This is a genomic window from Pseudonocardia sp. N23 (assembly GCF_002583555.1).
Lineage (GTDB): Bacteria > Actinomycetota > Actinomycetes > Mycobacteriales > Pseudonocardiaceae > Pseudonocardia.
In genome coordinates this window covers 127,435-152,887 of sequence record NZ_BEGX01000001.1, presented here as the reverse complement: position 1 = coordinate 152,887, position 25,453 = coordinate 127,435, and the positions used below count along the sequence as shown (strand labels likewise).

23 protein-coding genes are annotated in these 25,453 nt (G+C 72.9%); 17 read left to right on the top strand and 6 right to left on the bottom strand.

Features of this window, described 5'->3' with window-relative positions; translation table 11 throughout:
- The first annotated feature begins 75 nt into the window (after nucleotides 1-75).
- The 5 genes from TOK_RS00725 (at nucleotide 76) to TOK_RS00705 (ending at nucleotide 3,707) form a co-directional block, all read left to right on the top strand.
- Nucleotides 76-1,287, top strand: a complete 1,212-nt coding sequence (locus tag TOK_RS00725; RefSeq protein ID WP_098955778.1) for a cytochrome P450 — start codon at nucleotides 76-78, stop codon at nucleotides 1,285-1,287.
- Nucleotides 1,284-1,667 (top strand): nuclear transport factor 2 family protein, encoded by a 384-nt coding sequence (locus TOK_RS00720; RefSeq protein ID WP_098955777.1) that lies wholly within the window; start codon nucleotides 1,284-1,286, stop codon nucleotides 1,665-1,667. The genes TOK_RS00725 and TOK_RS00720 overlap by 4 nt, the downstream gene beginning before the upstream one ends.
- Before the next feature lie 13 nt (nucleotides 1,668-1,680).
- Nucleotides 1,681-2,682: an LLM class flavin-dependent oxidoreductase gene (locus TOK_RS00715; protein ID WP_098955776.1), complete on the top strand. Its 1,002-nt coding sequence runs from the start codon at nucleotides 1,681-1,683 to the stop codon at nucleotides 2,680-2,682.
- Nucleotides 2,683-2,684: 2 nt separating this feature from the next.
- Complete coding sequence (locus TOK_RS00710) at nucleotides 2,685-3,149, top strand: nuclear transport factor 2 family protein (RefSeq protein ID WP_098955775.1); 465 nt, start codon at nucleotides 2,685-2,687, stop codon at nucleotides 3,147-3,149.
- Nucleotides 3,150-3,290: 141 nt separating this feature from the next.
- On the top strand, nucleotides 3,291-3,707 hold the full coding sequence (locus tag TOK_RS00705) for a cupin domain-containing protein (protein WP_098955774.1): 417 nt from the start codon (nucleotides 3,291-3,293) through the stop codon (nucleotides 3,705-3,707).
- Between the two features lie 209 nt (nucleotides 3,708-3,916).
- Here the strand turns inward: TOK_RS00705 and TOK_RS00700 are convergent, their stop codons facing one another.
- Together TOK_RS00700 and TOK_RS00695 are read right to left on the bottom strand one after the other, a co-directional pair.
- Nucleotides 3,917-5,350 carry an FAD-dependent oxidoreductase gene (locus tag TOK_RS00700; RefSeq protein WP_172457331.1) on the bottom strand — a complete coding sequence of 478 codons (1,434 nt, stop codon included), beginning with the start codon at nucleotides 5,348-5,350 and terminating at the stop codon, nucleotides 3,917-3,919.
- A gap of 114 nt (nucleotides 5,351-5,464) precedes the next feature.
- Nucleotides 5,465-8,869 (bottom strand): indolepyruvate ferredoxin oxidoreductase family protein, encoded by a 3,405-nt coding sequence (locus TOK_RS00695; protein ID WP_098955772.1) that lies wholly within the window; start codon nucleotides 8,867-8,869, stop codon nucleotides 5,465-5,467.
- Nucleotides 8,870-9,017: 148 nt separating this feature from the next.
- Here TOK_RS00695 and TOK_RS00690 point away from each other — a divergent pair, with 148 nt between their 5' ends.
- From TOK_RS00690 to TOK_RS00650, 9 genes are all read left to right on the top strand, one after another.
- A complete protein-coding gene (locus tag TOK_RS00690) occupies nucleotides 9,018-9,500 on the top strand; it encodes an Lrp/AsnC family transcriptional regulator (RefSeq protein ID WP_098955771.1) in 483 nt (160 codons plus the stop codon).
- Nucleotides 9,501-9,613: 113 nt separating this feature from the next.
- On the top strand, nucleotides 9,614-11,929 hold the full coding sequence (locus TOK_RS00685) for a xanthine dehydrogenase family protein molybdopterin-binding subunit (RefSeq protein ID WP_098955815.1): 2,316 nt from the start codon (nucleotides 9,614-9,616) through the stop codon (nucleotides 11,927-11,929).
- 1 nt (nucleotide 11,930) lies between these two features.
- Nucleotides 11,931-12,434 (top strand): (2Fe-2S)-binding protein, encoded by a 504-nt coding sequence (locus TOK_RS00680; protein ID WP_098955770.1) that lies wholly within the window; start codon nucleotides 11,931-11,933, stop codon nucleotides 12,432-12,434.
- Between the two features lie 29 nt (nucleotides 12,435-12,463).
- Complete coding sequence (locus tag TOK_RS00675; protein ID WP_098955769.1) at nucleotides 12,464-13,306, top strand: SDR family NAD(P)-dependent oxidoreductase; 843 nt, start codon at nucleotides 12,464-12,466, stop codon at nucleotides 13,304-13,306.
- The gene (locus TOK_RS00670) at nucleotides 13,303-13,986 is read left to right on the top strand and encodes an SDR family NAD(P)-dependent oxidoreductase (RefSeq protein WP_172457330.1); all 684 of its coding nucleotides are present in this window, start codon (nucleotides 13,303-13,305) and stop codon (nucleotides 13,984-13,986) included. Before TOK_RS00675 ends, TOK_RS00670 begins: the two co-directional genes overlap by 4 nt.
- Nucleotides 13,987-14,063: 77 nt before the next feature.
- Nucleotides 14,064-15,113, top strand: a complete 1,050-nt coding sequence (locus tag TOK_RS00665; RefSeq protein WP_098955767.1) for an alpha/beta hydrolase — start codon at nucleotides 14,064-14,066, stop codon at nucleotides 15,111-15,113.
- A gap of 59 nt (nucleotides 15,114-15,172) precedes the next feature.
- Entirely contained in the window at nucleotides 15,173-15,700 is a 528-nt protein-coding gene (locus TOK_RS00660) for an RNA polymerase sigma factor (protein WP_098955766.1), read from the top strand.
- Entirely contained in the window at nucleotides 15,697-16,962 is a 1,266-nt protein-coding gene (locus TOK_RS00655; protein ID WP_098955765.1) for a VOC family protein, read from the top strand. Before TOK_RS00660 ends, TOK_RS00655 begins: the two co-directional genes overlap by 4 nt.
- Before the next feature lie 775 nt (nucleotides 16,963-17,737).
- Nucleotides 17,738-18,121, top strand: a complete 384-nt coding sequence (locus tag TOK_RS00650) for a DUF6401 family natural product biosynthesis protein (RefSeq protein WP_098955764.1) — start codon at nucleotides 17,738-17,740, stop codon at nucleotides 18,119-18,121.
- Between the two features lie 122 nt (nucleotides 18,122-18,243).
- Here TOK_RS00650 and TOK_RS00645 read toward each other — a convergent pair whose 3' ends face one another.
- Together TOK_RS00645 and TOK_RS00640 are read right to left on the bottom strand one after the other, a co-directional pair.
- On the bottom strand, nucleotides 18,244-19,977 hold the full coding sequence (locus tag TOK_RS00645; protein WP_098955763.1) for a thiamine pyrophosphate-binding protein: 1,734 nt from the start codon (nucleotides 19,975-19,977) through the stop codon (nucleotides 18,244-18,246).
- Nucleotides 19,978-20,184: 207 nt separating this feature from the next.
- Entirely contained in the window at nucleotides 20,185-21,852 is a 1,668-nt protein-coding gene (locus tag TOK_RS00640; protein ID WP_098955762.1) for an FAD-binding dehydrogenase, read from the bottom strand.
- Between the two features lie 165 nt (nucleotides 21,853-22,017).
- Here TOK_RS00640 and TOK_RS00635 point away from each other — a divergent pair, with 165 nt between their 5' ends.
- The 3 genes from TOK_RS00635 to TOK_RS00625 are packed head-to-tail and all read left to right on the top strand — an operon-like array spanning nucleotide 22,018 to nucleotide 23,942.
- Nucleotides 22,018-23,169, top strand: a complete 1,152-nt coding sequence (locus TOK_RS00635; RefSeq protein WP_098955761.1) for a 5-aminoimidazole-4-carboxamide ribonucleotide transformylase — start codon at nucleotides 22,018-22,020, stop codon at nucleotides 23,167-23,169.
- Between the two features lie 56 nt (nucleotides 23,170-23,225).
- The gene (locus TOK_RS00630; protein WP_098955760.1) at nucleotides 23,226-23,705 is read left to right on the top strand and encodes a DUF2975 domain-containing protein; all 480 of its coding nucleotides are present in this window, start codon (nucleotides 23,226-23,228) and stop codon (nucleotides 23,703-23,705) included.
- Complete coding sequence (locus TOK_RS00625) at nucleotides 23,706-23,942, top strand: helix-turn-helix transcriptional regulator (RefSeq protein ID WP_098955759.1); 237 nt, start codon at nucleotides 23,706-23,708, stop codon at nucleotides 23,940-23,942.
- Between the two features lie 235 nt (nucleotides 23,943-24,177).
- Here the strand turns inward: TOK_RS00625 and TOK_RS00620 are convergent, their stop codons facing one another.
- Together TOK_RS00620 and TOK_RS00615 are read right to left on the bottom strand one after the other, a co-directional pair.
- Nucleotides 24,178-24,597 (bottom strand): hypothetical protein, encoded by a 420-nt coding sequence (locus TOK_RS00620; RefSeq protein WP_253258098.1) that lies wholly within the window; start codon nucleotides 24,595-24,597, stop codon nucleotides 24,178-24,180.
- 11 nt (nucleotides 24,598-24,608) lie between these two features.
- Nucleotides 24,609-25,442 carry a heavy metal-binding domain-containing protein gene (locus tag TOK_RS00615; RefSeq protein ID WP_253258097.1) on the bottom strand — a complete coding sequence of 278 codons (834 nt, stop codon included), beginning with the start codon at nucleotides 25,440-25,442 and terminating at the stop codon, nucleotides 24,609-24,611.
- Between the last annotated feature and the right edge of the window lie 11 nt (nucleotides 25,443-25,453).

The following is a 25,453-nucleotide window of genomic DNA, read 5'->3' as shown; positions in this document are numbered from 1 at the left end:
AGCCTGGACGGCCCCACTGCCAGTTGATAGCGTCGTTAGAAGTATCACGCCGAACCTCCGGACAGGGACACGCCGATGCAGACGATCACCCTCGACGGCTTCGCCGACGTCCGCGAGGCGTTCCGGCAGCACGACCTCGAGCAGGCCCTCTACGACGCCGGTGGCGTCGTCATGGCCGACTGCCTGCTCGTGCTGCACGGATCCGACCACCGCAAGCGGCGCCGCGTCGAGAACCGGCTGTTCCGCCGCGGGACGTTCCGCTACTGGGAGAAGGCGTTCCTGCGCGACGTCGTGCGCGACACCCTGGCACCGTTCGCCGCGGCGGGGCGGGCCGACCTGCAGGAGCTCGGCTACCGCACGATCATGAACCTCACCGCGATGGTCGCCGGACTCGACCAGCCCACGGGCTCGGTCGAGGAGACCGACGCGCTGTACCGGTTCGCGAAGAAGTTCTCCGAGGGCGCCACCCTCGTGCACACCACCCGCGACCCCGAGGTCGTGCGCGCCGAGGTGCAGCAGGCCCTCGACGACTTCGACGCCGTGTTCCTGCAGCCCTCGATCACCCGCCGCCGCGCCCTGCTCGCGCAGCTGGAGGCAGGCGAGATCACCGAGGACGACCTGCCGCGCGACGTACTCACCGCGCTGCTGCGCAACTGGGACGAGCTCGACATCGACGACGACATCCTGCGCCGCGAGTGCGCCTTCTACCTGCAGGCCGGTTCGCACTCCACCGCCGACGCGTTCACCCATGCCGCCGACGACTACTTCGCGTGGGCGCAGCGCGACCCCGCTGCCGCGGCCCAGGCCCGGAAGGATCCGGCCGTCCTGCAACGCTGCGTCTACGAGACCCTGCGGCTCCACCCCGCGAGCCCCGTCGCCCAGCGCCGCGCGCTCGCGCCGATCACGCTGAAGGGCGGCACCGAGATCCCGGAGGGCTCGTCGGTCGTCCTCGACCTCGCCGCCGCCAACCGCGACCCCGCCGTCTTCGACCGCCCCGACGTCTTCGACCCGCTGCGCGAGGTCCCCGCCGAGGTGCCGCGCTGGGGGCACGCCTTCGGCGGCGGGATGCACGCGTGCATCGGGACGGAGCTGGCGGGCGGGGTCCCGTCCTCGGAGAAGGCGCCGTCCCCGGACGAGGCCCACGACCAGGTCCTCGGCACCGTCACGCTGATGCTCGACGCGCTGCTCGGCGCCGGTGGGCGTCCCGACCCGGAGCGCGCACCGCAGCGCGACCCGCATTCCGCGCGTGACCACTTCTCGTCCTACCCGGTGGTCTTCGAAGGGTGAGCACCCGAGAGGTCGTGGCACGCTTCCTCGCCGCCGTGGGCGCCGGTGACGCCGACGCGGCCGCCGCCTGCTTCTCCCCCGACGCGACGTACGCGAACATGCCGCACCCGCCGGTCACCGGACCGGCGGGGGTGAAAGCCCTGCTCGCGCCCATTCTGGACCGGGCCGAGTACGTCGAGTGGGAGATCGTCACCGCGAGCTACGGCGAGACCCGTGCCTGGCTCGAGCGCGTCGACCGCTTCCGCATCGACGGCCGCGAGTACGCCATCGAGTGCAACGGCGTCGTCGAGGTCGACCCCGCGTCCGGGCTGATCACGGCGTTCCGCGACTACGTGGACCTCGGCGTGTGGCGGGCCCGGCTCGGGGACGTGCTGGGGTGACGGGCGGGCGGGGATGAGACTCAGCGTCGGGATCGGGCTCTACACCGGTCAGGGCAGCGACTACCGCGACGCCGTCCCCCTCGCCGTCGCCGCCGAGGACGCGGGCTTCGACTCGTTCTGGGTCACCGAGCACCACGGGCTCCCCGACGGCTACCTCCCCTCCCCGTTGACACTGCTGGCCGCGCTCGCGCCGGCGACGTCGCGCATCGAGCTCGGCACCGGCCTCGTCCTCGCGCCCCTGCAGCATCCGTTGCGCCTCGCCGAGGACGCGGTCGTCGTCGACCGGCTGTCCGGCGGACGGCTGGTCCTCGGGCTCGGGCTGGGCTACGCCGAGCACGAGTACCGGGCGTTCGGGGTCGATCCCTCGTCGAGAGGAACCCGGCTGACCGCGCTGGTCGACGCCCTGCGGGATGCCTGGACCGGACTCCCGTTCTCGTCTCCGGCGCTCGAGCTGCGCGACGTCCGCGTCACCCCGACCCCCACCCGGCCCGTCCCGATCTGGCTCGGCGGGTACGCGGCCACGGCGGTCACGCGCGCCGGACGGATCGCTGACGGGCACCTCGTCGGACGCGGGGCACCGCACATCGTCGATGCCGCGTCCGCGCAGCTCGCCGCCGTCCGCGACCCGGCGGATCCGTCGTTCACCCGGGCCGTCAACGTCACCTGCGTGCTCGACGCCCCCGGCGGCGGCGCCGCGTCGGCCCGCGCGGGGTTCACCGCGCAACAGCTGGTCTACGAGTCGATCCAGGCGGGGCGGCCGGTGTACGCGGGGCTGGTCGGCGACCCGTCCGGCTCGGCGGGCCTGGCACTCGGCGACATCGACTCCTACGTCCAGGTCGCGGGCGACGTCGACGCGGTCGTCGCCGGGCTGCGCGCGGTGCTCCACGGCCTGCGTGACTGGGCGAACGTGCACCTCGTCCTGCGGGTGCTGTTCCCCGAACCCGATCCGGACGTCCAGCTGACCCGGCTCGCCACCTTCGGCGAACAGGTGCTGCCCCGAGTCAAGGAGGCCTGACGATGCGCATCGAGGACCGCGTGGCGATCGGCGACCTGATGGCGCTCTACTGCGAACGCGTCGACGAGTACGACATCGACGCCGTCGCCGCCCTCTTCACCCCCGACTGCGTGACCGACTACGGCCCCGGCCGCGGCGGGCTCGTCACCGGCCGCGACGCGGTGCGCGAGCGGATCGCCGGGGGTCAGGCCCAGTTCCGGCGAACGCACCACCAGCTCGGGCAGAGCCGGGTCGTCTTCGACCCCGCCGACCCCGACCGCGCCAGTGCCGTCACCTACGTGACCGCCTCCCACGAGGAATGGGAGGGGCGCCAGTGGCGGGCGCACCTGCGCTACATCGACGTCCTCGCCCACACCCGTGACGGCTGGCAGTTCGCCGAGCGCCGCGTCCACGCCGCCGTCATCGAGAACCGCCCCGAGATCACCTGGGAGTGGGTCCCCCGCCAGGAGCCGGGCGCCCACGCCTGACCGCCGCCCCCCTGTTCGTTCGGACCCGTCTGCGTTGCCGCAACCACCAATCTCTGATAACAATATGGCTCATCAAGCCGAGTGATCCGCATCACAGACGGTTCTCGGTCCGGGGACGACGACGTCACCAGGAGGCAGTCCGTGACCACCAACCCGCTGGGCCAGATGCAGGTCATCCACGTGGACGACCAGCCGTGGGTCGAGTACGAGGACGAGACGGGCTTCATCCCGCCGGGCGCGGCGGTCAAGCCCCTCATCGATCCGGAGACCGGGCACACCTTCATGCTCACGCGCTTCGCCCCCGACTACAAAGCGCCCTCGCACTGGCACCCCTCGGACACGATCTACGTCATCACCCAGGGCGAGTTCTCCGTGGAGGGCGAAGGCACCTACCGCCCCGGCGACGTGCGCTGGGTGCAGGGCGGCACCGCGTACGGGTCGGAGTCGGCCGGTCCGGAGGGCTGCGAGTTCTACATCGTGAGCCTGGGCCCGTTCGACGTGAACGACCCGGCCTCCGACACCCCGCCACGCGGTGACTGGCGGTCCCTGGAGCGCTGAGCCCTCCGCTCACAGGTCACGCAGGCAGGGGACGTCCGCACCGCCAGGGGTCGATCGTCGACAGGGCCGGGTGCGCGGCCGCCGCGAGCTGGCGGCCCGCGTGTTCCGACCCCTCCCCGAACGAACGGCACAGTCGCGCAACTGAGGTGTGGTCCTGGGATCGTCGCAACACCTTGATCGTGGAATCGGGGGTGGGCCGGTGCGCCGCCTCAGTCCGACAGCGCCGTCGTCGCGGCGATGCGGCCGAAGCAGAAGGCCTCGGAGAGGTTGGCCCCGTCGGCCGGGTAGAGCATGCCGACGGGCTGCCCCAGCTCCCCCGCGGCGTAGAGCCCGGGGATCGGCACGTCGTAGGGGTCGAGGACCCGGCTGCCGGCATCGCGGACCGGGCCGCCGCACGTGTTGGACCCGCCCGGGTAGACCGGCACGCAGTAGTAGGGCGGCGAGTCGAGCGGGACGAGGGTCTCGGCGGCCCGCCCCAGTGGGTCGACGCCGGCCGCGCAGGCGGCGTTGTACTCGGCGACGCTGCGCGCCAATGCCTCCGGGTCCTCCATCCCCGCGGCCACAGCGGCCTCGAACGGGGTGTCCCCGCGGGCGATCCAGCCGCGTTCGATCTCGGCGGAGTTGTCGGCGCTCCAGTCGTAGAGACCGACCTTCACCGCGCCGATGTGCGCCAACGTCAGCGGGCCCGCGGCGCGGCGGCGTTCGTCGAAGACCCACCAGCTGGGGATGCGGCTGTACTCGGCGCGCTCGTAGTCGTAGCGCAGCATCTCGTAGTAGAAGCCGTGCAGGAGCTGGGCCTGCATCGTCTCGTCGGCGTACCGCTCACCGTGACGATCGGCGATCACGTGTCCCGGCGGGTCGATCGAGATGATGAAGTTGAGCCATCCCCCCTCGGCCGACTCCAGCGGGAAGTGCCCGATCGCCCGGCCGACCATCGAGTTCATGTGCCACAGCCCGGCCCCTGCGGCCTGCGCCATGCGGACGCCGTCGCCGGTGTTGCCGGGGTTGCCGTAGAAGTGCACCGGGTAGGCGCGGAGGTTGTCGCGCTTGAGGTTCTCGTCGAACTCGTAGCCGCCGCAGGTGAGCACGACCCCGCGCCTCGCCCTGATCGGCCCGCCGGCGGTCTGCACCCCGACGACCCGCCCGTCCTCGACGATCAGCCGCTGCGCGGGCGTCGACCAGCGGACCTCGATCTCTCGCGAACGGACGGCCGCGGCGACAGCGGCGAAGAGCGCGTCGCCCGCGCCTGCGGACGGGTCGAGCCGGAACGCGGCATCGCCCGGCTGGTGGACCCCGACCCCGGACGCGCCGGGGAGCTCGGGATGCTCGGCGGTGTTGATGCACGAGAACGTGAGCCCCGCGGTCTTGCGCAGCCAGTCGAGGACGTCGGTGGCCGACTCGGCCCAGGCGGCGGTGACGTCGGCAGGCACCATGCCGCCCGCGCAGGCGTCGAGGTAGGCGGCGCCGTCGGGCGCGGAGTCCACGGCCATGACGAGCCCGCCCGACATCCGGGTGCTGGGCGTGTGGGCGTCCGCGGCCTGCTTCTCGCACACGACGACGGTCGCACCGGCGTCGTGCGCGGTGATCGCCGCGGCGGCACCCGCACCGCCGAACCCGACGACGACCAGATCGACCTCGTCCACCCGTACCTCCGCTGAGCCCACACCGTCGTGGGAGAAGAACCGTCGTGAGGAAAAGACCATCGTGACGGAAGGACCGTCGTGAGTGGCGATGGTCGCCATGGCGACCATCGCCACTCACAGGGACTGCAGGGCTTCCCGGTACCGGGCCACGGAGGCGAGCTTGATGTCCTCGTAGCCGCGGATCATGTCGGGCAGCTCCGCGATCTCCACCGCACGGGGCAGGGAGCGGGCGGACAGGTCCGCCAGCAGGCCGTCGACGACCGTGCGGTACTCCTCGATCAGCTCCCGCTCGACCCGGCGCACGTGCGCGAGACCGAACGGGTCGAACCTGGTGCCGCGCAGGCGGCGCATGGCGCGCAGGGTGCGGAACGCCGGTCCCGCGGTCCGTCGCAGGGCGATCTTGCGGTTCATCCCCAGCGCGCGCAGCACCGGCGGGTGCAGCTTGTAGGCGACGCGGGCGCCGGCGCCGAACTGCTCCTCCACCGACGCCGCGACCGCGGGGTCGAGGCTCAGCCGGGCGACCTCGTACTCGTCCTTGTAGGCCATCAGCTTGTGCAGGTTCACCGCGACGGCCTCGGCGAGCGCGGTCGAGCCGGGGACCGCGGCGTCCTCGGCGACGCGGACGCGCTCCACGTCCGCGGCGTACGACGCGGCGTAGGCCGCGGACTGGTACGCGGTGAGCTCCTCGACCCGCGTGCCGACGATCCCCGCGAGGTCGGTCGGCGCCGCGACAGCAGCGGGAGACAGGACCCGGTCCAGCCCCGCCGGGTCCGCGACGGCCTGCCGGCCCCGCCGGAAGGCCTGGACGTTCGACGCGACGGCCGCGCCGTTGAGCTCGATGGCCCGCTCGATCGCAGCGGCGGGGACGGGCAGCGCGCCCATCTGGTAGCCGGCGCCGACAAGGATCATGTTGGCGTACTGGTCGTCGCCGAACAGCTGCTCGGACAGTCCCCGCGCGTCGAGGTAGGTGCCGGCGCGGACGTTGTCGGCGATGCGCCGGACGACCCCGTCGACCTGCGGGAACGAGACCGACGGATCGGTGACCATGGCACCGGTGGGGACCTGGGTCGTCGACACCACGGCGACCGTGCGCGCGGGGTCGGTGACCGCGAGCTGGGCCTTGTCGGCAGCGACGAGGAGGTCGGCGCCGAGGTAGAGGTCGCACTCCCGCTCGCCGAGCTTGCCCGGGGCATCGGTTCCCCCGAGAGAGATCCGCAGGTCCGAGACGACCGCGCCGCCCTTCTGCGCGAGCCCGGTCTGGTCGAGCCCGCGGACCTCGCGCCCGGCGATGACGGCGGCCGTCGCGAGGATCGCGGAGACGGTGACGACGCCCGTACCGCCGACGCCCGCGAGCCGGACGGTGACGTCGGTGCGGCCGTCGAAGAGCGGCTCGGGCAACGCTGCCAGGTACGGCGCCGTCGTCGTCGGGAGGGTCCCGGGAACGACCGACAGGAACGACGGGCAGTCCCCGTCGAGGCAGGAGAAGTCGAGGTTGCAGGACGACTGATGGATCTGCGTCTTGCGCCCGAACTCGGTCTCGACGGGCTGCACCGACAGGCAGTTGGACTTCTGCCCGCAGTCGCCGCAGCCCTCGCAGACGCGTTCGTTGATCATGACGCGCGTCGTCGGGGTGGCGGCCTTGCCGCGCTTGCGCTTGCGGCGCTTCTCCGCGGCGCACTCCTGGTCGTGGATCAGGACGGTGACGCCGGGGACCGTCGCGAGCAGCCGCTGGGCCTCCTCCACGCGGTCGCGGTGCCAGACCTCCACGCCCTGGGCCAGGCGGACGCCGCGGTACCGCGCGGGCTCGTCGGTGGTGACGATCGTGCGCGCCACCCCTTCGACGGCGAGCAGCCCGGTGATGGCCGGGACGCCGAGCGCGCCGATGGCGTCCTGCCCGCCGGTCATGGCGACGGTCCCGTTGTGCAGCAGCCTGTAGGTGATGTTGACGCCGGACGCGACGGCCGCACGGATCGCCAGCGAACCGGAGTGGTGGAAGGTGCCGTCACCGAGGTTCTGGACGAGGTGCCCGGCCTCGACGAACGGCGACATCCCGATCCACTGGGTGCCCTCGCCGCCCATCTGTGTCAGCCCGATGACCTCGCCGACCTGCTCCGGGTCCATCAGCAGCACCATCGTGTGGCAGCCGATGCCTGCGGCGACCAGCGAGTCCTGGGGCGGCGCGGTCGAGGTGTTGTGCGGGCAGCCGGAGCAGAAGTACGGGGTGCGGCTCGCGGCGAGCGGCAGCATGACCGGTCCGCGGCGGGCGGGGCGGCGGGCCTCGCGCCAGGCGACGACCGACGGCAGGTCGTGAAGGACCGTCGCGAGTCCGGCGGCGACGTCGTCGGACCCGAGCTCGCCGTGCGGCGCGAACAGGTCCTTGCCGCGCACGGCGGGGGCGCCGGAGCCGCCGTAGAGGATCTCCTTGACCGCGGTCTCGAGGAACGCTCGCTTCTCCTCGACGACGACGATCTCGCGCAGGCCCGAGGCGAACTCGCGGACGATGCCCGGTTCGACGGGGTGGATCATGCCGAGCTTGAGCAGCCGGACGCCGCGGCGGCGCAGCTCGTCGTCGTCGAGGCCGAGGACGTCGAGGGCGTGCCGCAGGTCGAGCCAGGTCTTGCCGGCGGCGACGATGCCGATCCGGTCGTCGCCGGTGCGGACGGGGATCGTGTTGAGACCGTTGGCGGCGGCGTAGCGCAGGGCGAGCTGGGTGCGGGCGCCGTGCAGGTCGCGCTCCAACGGGCCGAGGGTCGGCTGGAGCAGCCGCCCGGTCACCGTGTGCTGGAAGGGACGGCCGTCGACCAGCAGCGCCGGCACCACCGGCCGGAGCGCGAAGTCCGACGCGTGGACGGTCGTGGACCCGTCGGCGACGGCCGTCGTGATCTTCATACCGGCCCACAGGCCGCTGGCCCGTGACAACGCGACACCGTGCAGCCCCAGCGTGACGACCTCGGAGGGTTCGGCCGGGTAGAGCGTCGGAACGGCGAGGTCGGCGAACGTCATCTCCGACGTGCAGGGCACGCTCGACGACTTCGCGGCCGGATCGTCGCCGACGACGGCGAGGACGCCACCGGTGCGGTGGGTGCCCATGAGGTTGGCGTGCCGGATGGCGTCGCTGGCCCGGTCGAGGCCGGGCGCCTTGCCGTACCAGAACCCGGTGACGCCGTCGTGGCGCAGGCCGCCGGCGATCGCGGCGAGCTGGGTGCCCTGCACGGCGGTTGCGGCGGACTCCTCGTTGAGCCCAGGGGTGAAGACGACGCCGTGCTCGTCGAGCAGGGCGCGGCGGCGACCGAGCTCGAGGTCGAAGCCGCCGAGCGGGGAGCCCTCGTAGCCGGAGACGAACATGCGCGTGTCGAGGCCGGCGGCGCGGTCGTGGCGGCTCTGCTGGAACAGCAGCCGGACCAGCGCCTGCACCCCGTTCATGTGGACGACGCCGTCGTCGGCGACGTAGCGGTCGTCGAGGGAGTACGGCCGCGCGGGCGCGAGAGTCTCCACCGGGCCCGGTTCCACGATCGTCACGGCTGCCTCCTCGTATCGACCCGTCGTACTGACCCGGATGACGCGACGCTAGGAACCGATCGAGCATCCGTCCAGGATCAATACCGATCCATCGGGCCATCGGTACAGTGCGGGTCCGCGACGCCCGACCAAGGGAGGCCAACGGACCATGACCCTCGACGAGCTCGACCGGTCGTTGCTGCAGCTGCTGCTGGAGCACCCGCGGGCCGGCCTGCGCGAGCACGCGCGCACCCTCGGCGTCGCCCGTGGCACGGTCGCCGCGCGGTTCCTGCGACTGCAGGAGTCGGGGGTGATCTCGGGCCTGGCACCGCAGGTCGAGCCGCGGGCGTTCGGCTACCAGATGCTCGCCTTCGTGCACCTCGACCTGACCCAGGGTTATCTCGACTCGGTCGTCGAGGACCTGACGGCGATCCCGGAGGTCGTCGAGGCGCACACCGTCACCGGCGACGGGGACCTGCTGTGCCAGGTCGTCGCCCGCGACACCACCGAGCTGGAACACGTCATCCAGCGGCTGATCGCGGTCCCCGGCGTGATGCGGACCCGGTCGCAGATGGCCCTGACGCAGCGCATCCCGCACCGGACCCTTCCGCTCGTACGGGCCGGCCACTGGGCACCGACCCGCAACCGCTGATCGACAGAGCGCCGCCCTTGCGACCCGTCACGCGGCGGCGTTAGGTTCCTAACGTCGTGATCGGCGACACGCCGCGGCACCGGCGCCGCGGCTGTGAGGACGGGGAGGTCCACATGGGATCGATGGTCGGCGCGGCGGTCATCCGCAAGGAGGACCCGGCCCTGCTCACCGGCCGTGGGACCTTCGTCGACGACATCCGGCTCCCCGGCACCGTCCACATGGTCTACGTCCGCAGCTACCTCGCGCACGCGAGGATCGTCTCGATCGACGTCTCCGAGGCCGCCGCGAAACCCGGCGTCCTCGGCGTCTGGACGAACGCCGACCTGGAGGGCCTGCCGCCGAACCGTTCGGTCCCCGGCATGGAGCGCCCGTGTCTGGCCAGGGACAAGGTGCGGTTCGTCGGCGAGCCCGTGGCCGTCGTCGTGGCGGCCGACCGCTACGCCGCCGCCGACGCCGCCGAGGCCGTCCTCGTCGAGTACGAGGAGCTCCCGGTCATGGCGAGCGTCGAGGCCGCGACCGCCGAGGGCGCCGTCCCGATCCTCGACGGGCTGGAGTCCAACATCGTCCTGGAGCACGTCCTCTCGGCCACCGACGCCGAGGCCGAGCTCGCCGCGGCCCCGCACCGGCTCGCCATCCACCTGAAGAACCAGCGCTGCGCCGCGGTCCCGATGGAGCCGACCGTGTGCCTCGCCGACTGGCAGGCGTCCGGCCTCACGCTCTGGGCGACCACCCAGACCCCGCACCACTCCCGCAACGAGCTGGCCGCGATGTTCGGGCTCTCCCAGCAGGAGGTGCGCGTCGTCGCCCCGGACGTCGGCGGTGGGTTCGGCGCCAAGGCGTCCTGCTACCCCGAGTTCATCCTCACCTCGGAGCTGTCGCGGCGGCTGCGGCGCCCGGTCAAGTACGTCGAGACCCGCAGCGAGAACATGACCTCGATGGTCCACGGCCGGGCCCAGGACCACGAGGTCGAGGTCGGTTTCGACGACGACGGCGCGCTCCTCGCGCTGCGCGTGAAGATCACCCAGGACTGCGGCGGCTGGCCCGACGCCACCGGCATCGGCCTGCCGACGCTGACCTCGTTCATGGCGGGCGGCTGCTACAAGATCCCGGTCATCGCGCCGAGCTTCCGGTCGGTCGTCACCAACACCACGCCCGTCGGCGCGTACCGCGGCGCGGGCCGGCCCGAGGCGTCGTTCATGATCGAGCGGGTCGTCGACCACGTCGCCGCCGAGCTGGGCCTCGACCCCCTCGACGTGCGGCGGCGCAACTTCGTCCAGCCCGGCGAGATGCCGTTCGCGACCCAGTTCGAGGGCATCGTCTACGACGAGGGCGACTTCCCCGGCGCGCTGGCGAAGCTCCTGGAGAGCATCGACTACGACGCGCTGCGCGCCGACCGCGACGCCCGCCGCGACGACCCGGCGAAACCGTTGCTGGGCATCGGCTTCTCCACGTTCGTCGAGATGGGTGGCTTCGGGCCGACGCCGCTGTTCGAGCAGTTCGGCTACGTCGGCGGCTGGGAGTCGGCCAACATCCGGCTCAACACCGACGGGTCCGCGGTGGTCAAGGTCGGCACCAGCCCACACGGGCAGGGCCACCAGACCGCGTTCGCCCAGATCGTCGCCGACGAGCTGTCGATCCCGTTCGAGCGGATCAGCCTCGTGCACGGCGACACCGCGATGGTGCAGGAGGGCATCGGGACGATGGGCAGCCGCGGCGCGCCCGTCGGCGGCTCCGCGGTGTTCAAGGCCGCGGGCAAGGTGCGGGACAAGGCGATGAAGATCGCCGCGCACATGCTGGAGGCCGACGAGTCCGACCTCGAGCTCGTCGACGGCCGGTTCAGCGTCAAGGGCGCCCCCGACCAGGGCGTCTCGATGGCCGAGGTCGCCGTCCGCTCGTTCAAGCCGCACCTGCTGCCCGACGGCTTCGACCTCGGCCTCAACGAGACGGCCTACTTCGAACCGTCGAACCTGTCGTACCCGTCGGGGGCGCACTGCTGCGTCGTCGAGATCGACCGCGACACCGGCTTCGTGAAGGTCGCCCGCTACATCGCCGTCGACGACTGCGGCACCGTCATCAACCCCCTGATGGCGACGGGCCAGATCCACGGCGGTGTCGCGCAGGGCATCGCGCAGGCGCTGATCGAGGAGGTCCGCTACGGCGACGACGGCCAGCCCGCGTCGGGCACCCTCGTCGACTACACGCTGCCGTCGGCGATGGACCTGCCCCGCTACGAGACCGACCACATCGTCACGAAGACGAGCTTCAACCCCCTGGGCGCCAAGGGCCTCGGCGAGTCCGGCGCCACCGCGGCGCCGCAGGCCGTCGTCAACGCGGTCGTCGACGCGCTCTCGCACCTGGGCGTGCGCGACGTCGAGATGCCGTGCACCCCGCAGAAGGTCTGGCGCATCCTGGCGCAGAAGGCGAGCTGACATGTCCCACCACAAGATCAGCGTCACCGTCAACGGCTCGACGAGCGACGACGAGGTCGAGTCCCGGCTGCTGCTGGTGCACTACCTGCGCGAGGTCCGCGGGCTGACCGGCACCCACGTCGGCTGCGACACCTCCAACTGCGGCGCCTGCACCGTGATGCTCGACGGGCGGACCGTGAAGTCGTGCTCGGTGCTGGCCGTGGCGGCCGACGGCGCCGACGTCCTGACCATCGAGGGCCTCGCCGCCGACGGCGAGATGTCGCCGGTCCAGCAGGGCTTCCAGCAGTGCCACGGCCTGCAGTGCGGCTACTGCACACCCGGCATGGTCATGGCCGCCACCGGCCTGCTGCTGGAGAACCCCGACCCCGACGAGGACGAGGTGCGCGAAGGCATCGAGGGCAACCTCTGCCGCTGCACCGGCTACTCGATGATCGTCGACTCGGTGCGCTGGGCCGCCGAGCACGGCGGCGCGGGCGACGTCGCGGCCCGTCACACCGCCCACTGAACCTGCACAGAACTACTCCGGAGGTGACGATGCCCGCAGTGCTGCGCGGCCTCGAAGGCAAGAACGTGCTGATCACGGGCGCGGGCAAGGGCCAGGGCGCGAACCACGCCAGGGCGTTCGCCGACGCGGGGGCCAACGTCGCCGCGCTCGACATCACCGACCCGATCCCCGACATCTACCCGCTCGCGACCGAGGCGATGCTCCTCGAGACCGTCGACGAGGTCGAGTCGCGCGGGGGCCGGGCGATCGCGCTGCCCTGCGACATCCGCGACGTCGACCAGGTCGAAGCCGCCGTCTCCAAGGCACTGGGGTTCTTCGACAACCGCATCGACGTACTGGTCTGCAACGCCGGCGTCGCCGCACTGGACTCCATCCAGGACATGCGCCCGCACGTCATGGACGCGGTGATCGACACGATCGTCAAGGGCCACATGCACGTCGCGAAGTTCGTGGTGCCCAACATGATCGGCCGCCGGGCCGGGAAGATCGTCAACATCTCCTCCGGCGTGACCGGGTCCGGGCACGCCATGCTGTCGCACTACGTCGCGGCCAAGCACGCCATGGAGGGCCTCACCACCGCGTGGGCGTTCGAGCTGGCCGAGTTCGGGGTCAACGTCAACTGCATCGCCCCGGCGACGATCAAGCCCGGTGAGGGCCGCGGGTCCGGGATGGTGTCCGGGCTCGCGGGCGAGGTCGACATGACCCCCGACGCCGCCTACGAGATGTTCTCCGCCGCGGGCAACATGCCGGGCGACAAGTGGCGGACCGAGGCCCAGCACATCACCGACGCCGTGCTGTTCCTCGCCTCCGACAACGCCGATCAGATCACCGGCACCGTCCTCCGGGTCGACGCCGGACAGGGAGCCAAGTGAGCCGCGTACTGATCACCGGAGCCGGGTCGGGCATCGGCGCCGGCACCGCCGAGCTGCTGGCCGGGCAGGGCTGGGACGTCGTCGGCGCCGACCTCAAGCCGGCCGACGGCATCCTTCAGCTCGACGCCGCCGACGAGCACGCCTGGGACCGCGTCCTCGACGAGGCCGGCCCCGTCGACGCGCTGGTCAACTGCGCGGGGTTCCGCAGTCGGGCGCCGCTCGTCGACCTCGAGGTCGACGAGTGGGACCGGATGATGAACGTGCACGTCCGCGGCACGTTCCTGGGCATCCGCGGCTGCGCGCGACGCTGGCTCGCCGCGGGATCGCCGGGCGCGGTCGTGGCCATCGCCTCGGTGACGGCGACGCACGCCGTCGGTGGGCAGCCGCACTACGTCGCGGCCAAGGCGGGCATCGCCGGGCTGGTCCGGGCGGCCGCGGTGGAGCTGGCACCGTCGCGGATCCGGGTCAACGCCATCGCTCCCGGCATCATCTCGACGCCCATGACGGCCGACCGCCTGGGCGACCCGTCGCAGCGCGGGTGGCTGGAGAACCGCGTCCCCGCGGGCGAGCACGGCGAGGTCTCCGACATCGCGGGCGCCGCCGCCTACCTGATCTCCGACGCCGCCCGCTACGTCAACGGCGTGCTCCTGCCCGTCGACGGCGCCTGGAGCGCCTGCTGAGCCTGCCGCCGACCCACCCGCAGAGTGGGCCGGGTGGGGGCTTGACCCGCGTCGCGGGGGGCAAAAGGATGCGGCACATGCAGTTGCTCCCCGGGGTGCGGTCCGTCGTCGTTCCCACCGACCGGCTGGAGGTCCATCTCGTCGAGTACGGGCCCGAGGACGGCGTGCCCGTCGTCATGCTGCACGGCAACCTCTCGACCGGCCGCTTCTTCGAGCATCTGTTCCCCACCGCGCCCGAGGGCTACCGGATCATCGCCCCGGACATGCGCGGCTTCGGTGACACCGAGCACCTCCCGCTCGACGCGACCCGCGGCCTCGCCGACTGGGCCGACGACACCGCCGCCCTCCTGCGGGCCCTCGGCATCACGCGGCCGGTCCACCTGCTCGGCTGGTCGACGGCGGGCGCGGCGATCGTCGACTTCGCGAGCACGCACCCCGTCGCGTCGCTGACGTTCCTGGACCCGGTGTCGCCCTTCGGGTTCGGCGGCGTCCACGCCGACGGCACGCCCTGCTTCCCCGACTTCGCGGGATCGGGCGGCGGCATCGTCAACGCCGAGGTGGTCCGCCGGATCGCCGAGGGCGACGACACCACCGACAGCCCGTTCTCGATCCGGTCGGTCATGCGCGGCGCCTACTGGATGGCCGCACACACCGAGCCGCGCGAGGACCTGTTCGTCGCCGAGGTGCTCAAGACCGTCACCGGCGACGACAACTACCCCGGCGACTCGACGCCGTCGCCGAACTGGCCCGGCAGCGCCCCGGGCACGACCGGGATCATCAACGCCCTGTCCCCCAAGTACTGCAACTGGACCCGCGTCGTCGACCTCGACCCGAAACCGCCGGTGCTGTGGACGCACGGCGCCGAGGACACGGTCGTGTCCGACCAGTCGATGCAGGACCTCGGCGTCCTGGGTGGACTGGGCCACGTGCCCGGCTGGCCGGGTGCGGACGTCTTCCCTGCGCAGCCGATGGTGTCGCAGATCCGTGAGGTGCTCGGCCGCTACGCCGCGGCGGGCGGGACCGTGCGCACCGAGATCATCCCGGGCGCCGGGCACAGCCCGCACATCGAGTCGCCGGACCTGTGGGCATCGCTGTTCTGGGACTTCGTCGGCGCCGCGGAACGCTGACGCTCCTCCGATCGGGTGACACACCGACGGAAACCCGCCATCCCGGACGAGGAAGGGTCGTGAACAGCGACGAGCAGGTACGACCTGACCCGGGTCTCGCGCTGCTCGCGCTGTACGACACCGCACTGCCGGAGGTCTACGGCTACCTCCTCGCCCGCTGCGGGCGGAAGGCACTGGCCGAGGACCTCACCGCGGACACGTTCCTGGCCGCGGTGCAGGAGTGCCGGCGCACGGCCACCGATCCGACGATCGCGTGGCTGGTCGGCATCGCCCGGCACAAGCTCGCCGACCACTGGCGGGCGCTGGCCCGCGAGGAGCGGGGCCTGCGTGCCGTCGCCGACACCGCGGTCGACCAGGACAACCCGTGGGACGACGAGATCGACGCGTTGCTGGCGCGCGAGGTGCTGGGCGAGCAGAGCCCGCTGCACCGCGCGGCGTTGACGCTGCGCTATCTCGACGGCCTGTCTGTCGGCGAGGTCGCCCGCCTGCTCGGACGCACCGAGGGGGCCGCCGAGTCCGTCCTGACCCGGGCGCGCACCGCGTTCCGGCACACGTACCTGCGACGCACGGGAGGGGATTCGGCATGAGCGACCCGCTGGACGCCCTTCACGAGCCCGTCCGCCCGGTCGATCCCGACCCGGCCTTCGCCGCGCGGCTGCGCGCCCGCCTCGAGCGTGAGGTGCTCGCCGCGCCCCGTCCCCGTGAAAGGGGAGACGCCATGACCAGCACGATCTCTCATGGAACCGCACTCGCCCTGCACTCGATCACCCCCTACATCGCGGTGCCCGACGCCGCAGCGGCACTGGACTTCTACGTCGGCGCCTTCGGCGCGACGCGGCGCGGCGCGCCGATCGTCATGCCCGACGGCCGCGTCGGGCACGCCGAGATCGCCATCGGCGACAGCGTGCTGATGCTCGCGGAGCAGTTCCCCGAGATGGGCATCGTCGCGCCCCGCGAGGGCGAGTCGCCGATGTCGATGCGGCTGGAGGTGGCGGATCCGGACGCCGTCGTCGAGCGTGCGGTCGAGCTGGGAGCCCGGCTGGAGCGGCCCGTCGGCGACTCGCCGTACGGCCGTGGCGGCGTCGTCGTCGACCCGGCCGGGCACCGGTGGATGGTCTCCCGCGAGGCTGCGGCAGGGCGCCCGCTGCAGGTCGGCGACGTCGGCTATGCCTCGCTGTGGCGGCGCGACGTGGGCGCCGCCGAGCGGTTCTACGGCGCCGTCCTGGGCTGGACCACCGAGGGCGACCACACCGGCCGGCGCCGTCAGGTCACCGGCCGCGGCCGGTCCCTCGGGTTGTTCGGCGGGCAGGACCTCGCGACGACGCTGTGCTGCTACGCCGTCGACGACGTCGACGAGACCGTCGCGCTGGTCCGCGCCGCGGGCGGCACCGCCGGGGAGCCGACGGAGGAGCCCTACGGTCGCCTCGCCGACTGCACCGACGACCAGGGCGTCCCGTTCGCCGTGTTCACCCCGGGGCCGGACGCGACGCGCCCCGGCGACACCGAGCCCGGCGCATTGACCTACCTGACGATCGAGATCCCCGACGCCGGCCGCGCCCGGGCCTTCTACGGCACCGTTCTCGGCTGGCGGTTCAGCCCGGGCCGGGTGGCCGAGGGCTGGGCCGTGCACGCCGGCTCCGGCGGTGCGACCTCACCGACGACGGGCCTGCACGGTGGCGCCGACACCGGCCGGGTCGTCCCGATGTTCGTCGTCACCGACATCGCCGCCGCCGTCGGCACGGTCCGTTCCGCGGGCGGGACCGCCGACGACCCCGCCGACGCCGGCTACGGCACCTCGGCGCGCTGCACCGACGACCAGGGCGCGGCGTTCTGGCTGGTGCAGTACTGACCTTCGCGCCGCCGGCGCCCGCCCGGGCGGGGTGGGCCTCCTGCGCCTCGTCGTCCGCGCGGTCGGCGACACCGGCACCGGATCCGTCGCCGCAAAGGACGTTCCTCACCACGGTCGTCGAGTCGGCGACCCTCGACGCACTCGACCTCCTCACCGACCCCGGGGACATCCGGCGGCGGGCTCTCGACGACGCCGACCGGCTCCGGTCGCTTCTGCGGCTCGATCTCGTCGCCGTGGCCCACGAGCTGCCGTCGCGGCGGAGCAGCCGCGACGAGACCGAACGACGGCTGAGGGTCGCGCTCGGCCCTGACGCCGTCATCGAGCCGTGCCGGACACGGCGGCGCATCGGTCCGGACCGACGGCCGGGACGGGGTCCCCGGGCTCGACGTCCCGGCACCGGCACCACCGGCCGACGACCTGCTCGGGTGCCGGTTCACCGAACCCGATCCCGACATCCTCCATCGCGTCCTGCGCGGGCTCGGCGGCGTTTGACGATCACCGACGGACGAGCGTGCCGTCGTCGACCGGTTCCCGCGGGCGGCCGATCCGCTCACCGGCGGGTCCGAGCCGTACACCGCGCTGCGCGCTCCCGGGCCGCGAGGTCGTCGTGACGGAGACCACGGCCGTCGATCGGTTCCGACCGCTCGTCGGCGACAGCAGTCCGGGCATCACAGCAGCTCAGAGTTCGCCGCAGAGTGACGACCTTCGATCTCTTCACTCGACAGGTATCACTCTGCTGTGTGACCACCGGGCTACGATCTGCAACGTGCCCGTGATGCGCGAGGTCGGTGTGATCCTGTCGGAGTGGTCCGCACGCCGGACACTGCGCCGCATGATCGACGAGTTCGGTCGTCCCGGTCTCGCCGCTGCCGGCCGGTCCCCCGGCCTCGGCGCGGCGCTCGACCAGCACGTCGCCGCGGTCCGCGACCTGCTCGACGACAGGCCTTTCTCCCACCGGTCCTCGGTCCTCACCCGCATGCCCGCGCGCGAGCTGGCCCCGCGGCTGGCCGCCTACGCGCGGAGCCTGCTCGAGGAGCAGCGCCGCGGCGGTGGTGCCGTGCCCACTCCGCGTCCCGGCGAGTGGGACCGCGCCGACTGGCTGACCCTGCGGCTCCTCGCGATCTGCCATCTGGGCCGCGAGGCTGCCCGCCGCGGCTGACCGCAACCCCTGGGACGAGACCCGCTCGGCCGGAGGGTCCTCCGCTGGACACGGTGCCGGCCGGCAGGCCGACGCCGTGCTCGACGACCGCACCCGCCCTGCTGAGGGACCCGCCCGTGGGCTCACATCGAGATCGAGCCCTTCCGGAAGTCGCTGCGGCCCAGGCGCACGTCGACGAGCACGGGGCCGTCCGCGGCTTTGGCCTTCGCGAGCGCCGCGGGCAGCTCGGCCACGTCGTCGACGTGCAGGCCTGTCGCGCCGAACCCGGCGGCGACCAGGTCGTAGCGGGTGTGGGCCAGCGTCGTACCGACGTCGTCGCGCAGCAGCTCCACCTGCTCACGGGCGATCTGCGACCACGCCGCGTCGTTGCCCACGACCGCGACCACGCCGATCCCGTGCCGGACGAAGGTGTCGAACTCCGAGAGCGAGTAGCCGACCGAGCCGTCGCCGAACACGATCCACAGCGGCGCATCCGGGTACACCGTCGCCGCGCCCAGCGCGAACCCCGCGCCGACGCCCAGCGTCCCGAACACACCCGGGTCGAGCCAGCGCAGCGGACCGTCGGGACGCAGCACGTACGACGCCGTCGCGACGATGTCACCGCCGTCGCCGACGACGATCGTCCCGGGCGGCATCGCGGACGCGATCTCCTGGCACATCCGGACCGGGTTCACCCCGTCGTCGGCCGGGGCCTCGCCCTGCTCGGCGATGTCGGCCTCGCGGGCGGCGTCGCGCTCCCGCACAACGTCGAGCCACTCCGGCCAGCGGCCCGACCTTCCGGCGTCGAGCGCGGGCAGGGCCGCCGCGACACCGGCGAGCGCCAGCGCCGCGTCGCCCAGGATCGCGACGTCGGGGCGGCGGTTGCGGCGCAGGTCGGCGCTGCTTCGGTTGGCCGACAGCAGCGTCGCGCCGCGGCGGACGTGGTTGCCGTAGTCGAGCCGGAAGTCGGCGGGCACCCCGGCGAGGACGACGAGGTCGGCGGCCTTGAGGCTGTCGCGGCGTTTGTGCCTGGCCTGCAACGGATGGTCCGCCCCCAGCAGCCCGCGCGCGGTGCCCGACAGGTAGACCGGCGCACCGATCCGCTCCAGCGCAGGGACGAGCCGCTCCGCCGCGCCCGGTGACACCATCGCCTGGCTGCCGACGAGGATCACCGGCCGCTTCGCCTTCGCCAGCGCGGTGGCCGCGGCGCCCACGCGGTCGGGTGCCGGGATGGGGGCCGGTACGTCGACCAGGGGGCCGGGGGTGTTGCGCCCGGCGCCGCGGAACATCCGCGCCACCCGCGCCTTCAGGTAGGTCTGGACGGCCCGCTCCCCCAGCGACCGGCCGCTGCGGGCCGCGCCGTACCACTGCCGCACCACGACCTCGTCGTAGAGCAGGTCGATCGGCAGCTCCACGAACACCGGTCCCGGCACCCCGGACCGCGCGATCCGGAACGCCTCCTCGACGGCCGGGCCGATCTCGCGGACCCGGCGCACCGCGTACGCCCACTTCACGTGCGGCCGCAGCAGCGCCATCTGGTCGATGTCCTGCAACGCGCCCCGGCCCTGCAGCACGGTCGGCGCCGCGCCCCCGAGCAGCACGACCGGCGACTGTGCCAGCTGCGCGTTCTTCACCGCCGTCACCGTGTTGGTCAGCCCCGGACCGGCCGTGACCGCCGCGACGCCCGGACGGCCGGTCAGTCGCGCGACGGCGTCGGCCGCGAAGACCGCCGTCGCCTCGTGCCGGGTGTCGACGATCCGGATGCCCCGGGCCTTGGCGCCCACCAGGATCGGTGAGATGTGCCCACCGCACAGGGTGAACAGGGCGTGCACGCCCTGCGCGCTGAGGACCTCGGCGACCTGATCGCCTCCGTGCACAGTGTGCTCCCCTCGCCCGCGGGTACCCGTTGCCCAGCCTACGAGTGTCGCGGCGCACTGCCGAGCCCGTCGGTCGCCGGTTCATCCCTTTCGTCGGCGCCGACGACCCTCCCGCGACCCCGTGAACACCCCACACCCTCGCGGGATGTGAGCGGGCGGGCGGGCCGATCGGTCAGCCGATCGGTCAACCGATCGCCCGCCGGTCGCTCAGCCGGTCGCGACGGCGGCGGCGCGGCCGGTCTGGCGGCCGCCGAACAGGCAGCCGCCGAGGAAGGTGCCCTCCAGCGACCGGTAGCCGTGCATCCCGCCGCCACCGAACCCGGCGACCTCCCCCGCTGCGTACAGCCCGGGAACCGGCTCCCCGCCCGCGTCGAGGACACGTCCGGACAGGTCGGTCTGCAGGCCGCCGAGCGTCTTGCGGGTGAGGATGTTGAGCCGCACCGCGATCAACGGACCGTGCTTCGGGTCGAGGATCCGGTGCGGCGACGCGACCCGCACCAGCCTGTCGCCGCGGTAGCGCCTCGCGCCCCGCAGCGCGATGACCTGCAGGTCCTTGGCGAACGGGTTGTCGATCTCGCGGTCACGGGCGACGATCTGGCGCTCCAGCTCCGCGAGGGACACCAGCTTCTCGCCGGTGAGCTCGTTCATCCCGGCGACGAGGCGGGGCAGCGTGTCGGCGACGACGAAGTCCTCGCCGTGCTCCATGAACGCCGCCACCGGCGCCGGCGCACCGGAGCGGACCCGGCCCAGCGTCGCGCGGACGTCCTTCGCCGTGAGGTCGGGGTTCTGCTCCGACCCCGACAGCGCGAACTCCTTCTCGATGATCGTCTGCGTCAGCACGTACCAGGAGTGGTCGTAGCCGGTGTCGGTGATGGCCTTCAGCGTCGAGAGGGTGTCGAATCCCGGGAACGCGGGCGCGGGGAAGCGGCGGCCGCGCGCGTCGAACCACATCGACGACGGCCCGGGCAGGATGCGGATGCCGTGCCGGTCCCAGATCGGGTCCCAGTTGCGCAGGCCCTCGGTGTAGTGCCACATGCGGTCCCGGTTGACGACGCGCCCGCCCGCGCCCTCGGTGATGCCCAGCATCCGGCCGTCGACGTGTGCGGGCACCCCGACGACGAGCTCGCGCGGCGGCCGGCCGAGGCGTTCGGGCCAGTTCTCCCGCACCAGGTCGACGTTGCCGCCGATCCCGCCGGAGGTGACGACGACCGCCTGCGCGCTCAGCTCGAACTCACCGGTGACGACGCGGGAGCTCGCGGTGCCGCGCGCGGCCGTCGACGGTTCGAGGACCGCGCCGCGCACCCCGTCGACGGTGCCGCCGGTGCGGGTGAGGGCGTCGACGCGGTGGCGGAACCGCAGGTCGACGCGGCCGGCGGCGGCGTGCTCGCGGACCCGGCGCTCGAACGGCTCGACCAGCCCGGGCCCGGTGCCCCACGTGACGTGGAAGCGGGGCACGGAGTTGCCGTGGCCGTCGGCGAGCCCCCCGCCACGCTCGGCCCAGCCGACGACGGGGAACCAGCGCACCCCCATGGCGTGCAACCAGGAACGCTTCTCCCCGGCGGCGAAGTCGACGTAGGCGCGGGCCCAGCGCAGGGCCCAGTGGTCGGGGCCTGCGAGGTCGTCGGGGTCGCGGTCGAAGCCTGCGGAGCCGAGCCAGTCCTGCCAGGCGAGGTCCGCGGAGTCGCGGACGCCGAGGCGGCGCTGTTCCGGGGAGTCGACGAGGAACAGCCCACCGAACGACCAGTGCGCCTGCCCGCCGAGTGACGCGTCCGGTTCCTGGTCGAGCAGTATCACCCGGCGTCCCGCGTCCGCGAGCTCCGCGGTGGCGGCCAGCCCGGCCAGACCCCCGCCGACGACGATCACGTCGGTGTCCATGCCCGCGAGGATGCCAGTCCGCAGGTCCGGACCCCGAACCCCGCCCTCCGGCTCCCGCGCCCGGCGCGAGCCGCCACCACGCCGGGCCGGCGTGCGGGCGGGGTCGCTCCGGGAGCCGGTGATCGCCCCGTAGGCTGGGCGGCGGCCGCGACCGTGAGGATCCGCATGCTCCTGCGCTACGGCACCAACCCGCACCAACAGCCGGCTCGTGCCGAGTTCGTCGACCCTGCGCGTCCGCCGCTGCGGGTGCTGTCGGGGCGGCCGTCGTACGTGAACATGTTGGACGCGTTGACCGGCTGGGCGCTGGTCCGGGAGGCGGCCGCGGCGTGCGGCGCACCGGTCGCGGCGTCGATGAAGCACGTGTCGCCCGCGGGGGTGGCGCTCGAGGGCCGGGTCGACGAGGTCGCCGCGGAGACGTTCGGCCTCGACGCCGCGTCGGTCGGGCCGTTGACGAGCGCCTACGTCCGGGCCCGCGACGCCGACCCGCGGGCGTCGTTCGGTGACATGATCGCCGTGTCCGAGCCGGTCGACGCCGAGCTCGCCGACCTGGTGCGCCGGCTGACCAGCGACGGGATCATCGCGCCGGGATACGCCCCGGGCACGGTGGAGACGTTGGCGGCCAAGAAGGACGGCCGGTTCCTGGTGCTGGAGGCCGACCCGTCGGTACCCCCGCCGGTGCGGGAGGCCCGCGAGATCGGCGGGGTCCGGCTGGAGCAGCCACGCGACGCCGCGCCGCTCACCGCCCACCTCCTCACGCGGTCCGCGCCCGCACTCGCGCCGCGCGCCGTGACGGACCTGCTGCTGGGCCTGGTCGCGATGCGCCACACCGAGTCCAACGCCGTCGCCTACCTGCGCGACGGCATGGCGCTGGGGATCGGCGCCGGCCAGCAGTCGCGGATCGACTGCACCCGGCTGGCCGGGTCGAAGGCCGACAACTGGTGGCTGCGCCGCCATCCCGCGGTGCGGTCGATGACGTTCGTCGAGGGCGTCTCGCGGACGGAGCGGACGAACTGGCGGCTGCGCGTCGTCGAGGGCGATCTCGACCACCGGGAGACGGCGATGCTGTCGGCGGCGACGCGCGGGTTCACGTTGTTCACGGCGCGGGAGCGGGCGTCGTGGGTCGGGCGTCTCGACGAGGTCGCGTTCGTCTCCGACGGGGCGATCCCGTTCCGGGACAACGTCGACCAGGCGGCGCGGCACGGGGTGCGGCATCTCGCGGAGCCGGGCGGGTCGACGCGGTCCTCGGACGTCGCCGCGGCGTGCCGGGAGCATCGCATCACCCGGGTCCCGGACGTACCGCGGCTCTTCCGGCACTGAGCGCGGCTCCCAGCGTGTCGATTGACATTCGATAGATCATCGTCGAAACTCGATCCATGATGATCGAGCGTCGAGCGATACCTGTGCTCCGGGTGTTCCTCGTGGTGCTGTTCTTCGTCCTGCTCGTGTTCCAGACGCTGTCGATACCCGGCACCTTCCGCTACATGGCCGAGCAGAACCCCAACGACGCGCCCCTGCGCTGGCCGGCGACGATCATCGCCGTCTTCTGGGTGCTGTGCGTGCAGGTCGTGATCGTCGCGACGTGGCAGCTGCTCACCCGCGTCGCGCAGGACCGCATCTTCAGCGAGAGCTCCCTGCGCTGGGTCGACGTGATCGTCGGGGCGATCGGCGCGGGCTGGCTCGTGCTCGTGGCCGTCGACGTCTTCGTCCTGACCCAGGCCGACGACCCCGGCATGCCGATGCTCCTGCTGCTGCTCACCACGGGCGTCACCGTCTTCGGACTGCTCGTGCTCGTGCTGCGGGCGCTGCTGCGCCAGGCCACGACGTTGCGCACCGACCTGGACGCGGTGATCTGAATGGCGATCGTCGTGCGTATCGACGTGGAGCTGGCCCGGCGCAAGATGAGTGTCGGCGAGTTCGCCGAACGGGTCGGGCTCACCCCGGCCAACGTGGCCGTCCTCAAGAACGGCCGCGCCAAGGCCGTGCGGTTCTCGACGCTCGAGGCCATGTGCCGGGTCCTGGAGTGCCAGCCCGGCGACCTGCTGGAGTTCGTCGACGAGCCGGCCGACGACCGCACCCCCAGCTCGACCTGACCGCCCCGCCGGGTCCGACGTCGAGCTCCGCGGATCGCGGGAAGGGGGCGGACCGTCGACACGACCGGTCCACCCTCGTGACGTTACGTGTCGTAACGTCGATCAGCTCGTGAGGGGGACCTGCCGATGACCACCCCGGACGTGCACGGCGTCGACACCGGGCCGGCGCGACGCGGACCACGGCGTGAGCGACGGATCCGTCGCTCAGGCGCCTGGAACGGTGATCACCAGCCGGTCAGGGGCGGAGGAGGCGTTCCAGGGCGTCGCGGGCGGCGGCGTCGCGGGCGGCGATCCGGCTCAGGTCGACGGCCAGCGCCTCCAGCCACTGGTCCACCGCGACCGGACGGCGGCTGATCACCACACCCCGCACGACCTGCCGGATCTCGGCCTCGACCACGCCGCGGGCGCCCTCGCGCAGCTCCAGGTCACGGTCCTGGCCGTGCACCAGCACCACGACGGGCCGCCCCTCGCGCCCGGCCATCCGGTCGGCCAGCCCCCGCTTGTGCTCCACCTCGACCATCCCGGCGGGCAGCGCCCCCGCGAGCGCCCCGGCGAGCAGGCGGGCGTAGGAGGCCACGTCGGTGCGGTCGCTGCGCAGCATCGCCGCGAGCAGCTGAACGTCGCCCATCGGGCCGAGCCCGCTCGGTTCCGTCACGGACACGAGTTCTACCGGTCGGTGAGCGGGAGCACGAGCTGCGGGGTGGGGATCGTGTGGTCGGCGCGCAACGGCCGCACGGCGGTGCCGATCGCGAAGAACTCCGTCGTGTGCCCGCCCCAGCGGTGCCCGTGCGACCGCAGCTGCACCCCGACGATGCCCTCGGCGTGCAGCTCCTCGGCCTCGGCCTGCATCCGGCTCATCGCGAGCTCGCGGGCGTCGTAGAGCGCCTCGGTGAACTGCGGCAGCTCGACGTTCTGCCCGATGTTGCCCATCGCCTGCCAGAACCGCTGGTGGGCGACGTGGTAGACGCACGAGCCCATGACCATGCCCAGCGGGGCGTAGCCGGCCTGGACGAGCGTCCAGAAGTCCTGGCCGGACAGGTCGGAGGTGAAGGGCTGGTTCTTGTTGTTGCGCCAGCCGAACCCGTCGGGGGTCTGCGGCTCGTCGGCCTTCACCGCGGTACCGACGGCGATGAACTCGGCGAGGTCGGAGCCGAACTCCTTGAACTCGATGTCGAGGCGGACGCCGACGATGCCGTCGGCGCCGAGCTGGTCGGCCTCGGCCTCCATGCGGGTCATGGCGAGCTCCCTGGCGTGGTACATCGCCTGGGAGAGCATCGTCAGCTCCTGGTTCCTGTTCCACCGGCCCACCTGGAACCCGACGTGGTAGATGCTCGACCCGAGCACCAGCCCGAGCGGGCGGAACCCCGCCTCGCGGACCAGCAGGAACTCGTTGACCGACAGGTCGGAGGTGAACAGGCTGGTCGCCTGCCCGGGCCGCATCTCCGCCAACCGGCGCATCGCGTCCTCGGGGATGCCCAGCTCGGTCGGGTCGGCGGTCACGCGGTCCTCCA